At 59.2% G+C, this 2,528-nt stretch carries 1 protein-coding gene; it reads right to left on the reverse strand.

What is annotated here, in order from left to right; genetic code table 11:
- Positions 1-113: 113 nt before the first annotated feature.
- Positions 114-1,409 carry a S8 family serine peptidase gene (locus H0V78_11755; GenBank protein MBA2352423.1) on the reverse strand — a complete coding sequence of 432 codons (1,296 nt, stop codon included), beginning with the start codon at positions 1,407-1,409 and terminating at the stop codon, positions 114-116.
- Positions 1,410-2,528 lie beyond the last annotated feature (1,119 nt).

The following is a 2,528-nucleotide window of genomic DNA, read 5'->3' on the forward strand; positions in this document are numbered from 1 at the left end:
CAGCGAGTCCTTTTCCACTTCGCTAGTGTCATGAGCCTTGCGCACCCTGACCTACCAGCTCTTATCGCCGAGTAAGCGTAGGTCAGGGTGCGCAAGCTCCCGGACAAGATTGCTCAATCTTGCGGCGCTTGAACCAGCCCCGCTCCGACGTCGAACGGATCAAAGCCGGATGCAAACTTGTCGCTGATCGCCGAGGCGACTACTTTCGAAGTCAGATTCAAGGAATTCAAGCTGCCCGCATTCCTCAGCTTCTGCGCCCACAAAGCGGCGACGCCGGCGGCATGCGGCGTTGCCATGCTTGTTCCATTCAATGACCTCAGCCCTCCTCCGACTCTTGCTGAACTCACATTAACGCCCGGGCCGGCGATGTTCGCTCCCGTATTGGAGAATGGCGCGACCGTATAAACCTGACCTTGTTCTCCGACCGCGGCGACCGAAACAATGCCTTCGGCGACGGCCGGGGGACTGACCGCGATTTCCCATTCCGGGTTTTCATCTCTTCTGCTCTCATTGCCGGCCGCCGCGAAAATAACGGTAGGCTGGGCGAAAGCGGCGCGGGCCTTGATCAAGGAAGCCAGCCTTTCGAAAAGTTGCGTATTCGCGCGGTAGCCTTCCAGGGCGCGCGTGGCGGCGAGTTCGGGAGGGAAACCGTTATCCTGCAGCAGCTTCACAAAGCCGGGAAAATCGATGCCGAGCGACATCGAAATCACATTTGCGCCGTTATCGACGGCCCACAGCATGGCGTTGCAGATTTCATCGCTCGAGCCGCCCTGATTGCCGATGACTTTGCCGATCAGCGCTTTGTTTACGCCCTCTGCGACCCCGATGCGCGTGCCATTCACGCTGCGCCCGAATATCGTTCCGGCGCAGTGAGTGCCGTGGCCATTCTGATCGCCGTTACCCTCCCCGGTGATATTCGGCAGACGGTCTTCGATCGCGCGGAAATTCGGACAATCGCGCCGGCATTGGCCAATATCGAACGGCGTCTGGCCGAAGTTGCGGCTGTGCGGATCAAGCTGGCGCAAATCGGTCAGATGATTGACCCAGCACTGCTCGGAGCAGGAACCGATATTGAAGTACACGCGCTGGATCGCTTCCACGGCGCCCGTCGAATCGGAACCATCTTTCAGAATGTGGTGTACGGTTTCCTTCTGCTGGGCTTTACGCCAGCACTTGCCGTCCTGTCCCGGCTCGCACCAGCAGCTTTGCGCGCTTTCCCCAGCTTCGCACGAATTCGTTTTGCGCCATTTCAGGATAAGCTCGTCGGCGAACGTCGGACGCTGCCTGATATTGATGAGCGCGTTGATCGTGCCAGGATTGTTGACCTGGTCGGTCGGCACGGCCGAGGTGTCCGACGTTCCCGGGCGTGCGTGCGAAAAAACCTGCCATTCGAGGCTGTCTTTCGGCATGCCCGAGACCATGATTTCGGAGATGCGTATGTACTGATTGCCGACCGCGCCCCGGATGTTTTCCCACGCAGGATGCGTGGCATCCTGCGGCGGATTGGCCGGATCGAATGCGATATGACACGCGCCGCACGCCATGCCGATGCGAAACGGCGGTTCGATCGAACCATCGAGCAGACGGCTGATTTTCGAATCCGAAACCTGCGCGTTCTTGCTCAGCCTCGCGTTGTATCCTCCCCAGCCCGCGCTTCCGCCGTTCAGCTTGCGCCACTTTTCGGGATCGAAGCGCGGGTTTGGAAATTTGCGAAAGCCGAGCGCGCCGGTCGAAGTGCCGAAAGCTAAATCGCACGACGACTGGCGGCCGGCTTTCGCGTGCGGATCGTCGCCGCCCATCGGCGCATCCTGAAACTCGCAGGCCGGATCGCGGTAGCCATTCTTGCCGACGAATTTGAGAAGTACGTCGTCGCCCGGGCACCAGTCGAAACCGAACGTCTGGTCCAGGCTTTTTGCCGGACAATTCGGGGCGCCGGGTTGACAGCATTCGGGATCGTTGATCAAACCCCAGGCATGGAAACGGTCGTCGCGTTCGCTTGAATTCAACACGCGGAACCAGTCGATCAGCACCCCGATGCGCTGCTGGAATACGTAGGTATGAAAACGATCATTGCCGGCCGTCGCCTTGTACCAGATCTCGCGTCCGGCGCGTTCGGATGGGCTCAGGCCCGCCTCGCCGAGGCGAAAACCGGGATCGCTGTATTGTCGTTGGGGGGTGGGCGGGCTGTCTGCGACGACGGGCGCATTTTCTTGCCCTGCGGGAGAAACCGCGGTGACGCTGATTGCAACAAGTAACGAAGCGATGACGGGAGAGAGTTTCATCGTTCTTTCCTCGTGAAGACGCTTGCGCCGGCATCCTTACGGCTTTTTATCGCGCACGTTCTTGTTATGGCTAATTTCTAAAGTACACTTTCCGGCAAGCAATGACATGAATCCGCGCCAAGCTTAGGCCGACGCTCTGCTTCGCGGAACCAGACTGATAGCCTATGACTTTTGTCCTATAGCCTTTTCCCGCAGTTGTGGTAGGTGTCGCCAGAGCATTGGCCGGAGTATCGCGCGGCGCGCAAT

The organism is Burkholderiales bacterium, from assembly GCA_013695435.1.
Lineage (GTDB): Bacteria > Pseudomonadota > Gammaproteobacteria > Burkholderiales > JACMKV01 > JACMKV01.

What these genes read in the sequence shown, in the direction of transcription:
- H0V78_11755 (MBA2352423.1), bottom strand. Translation starts at nt 1,409, where the DNA reads ATGCCGAAAGACAGCCTCGAATGGCAGGTTTTTTCGCACGCACGCCCG.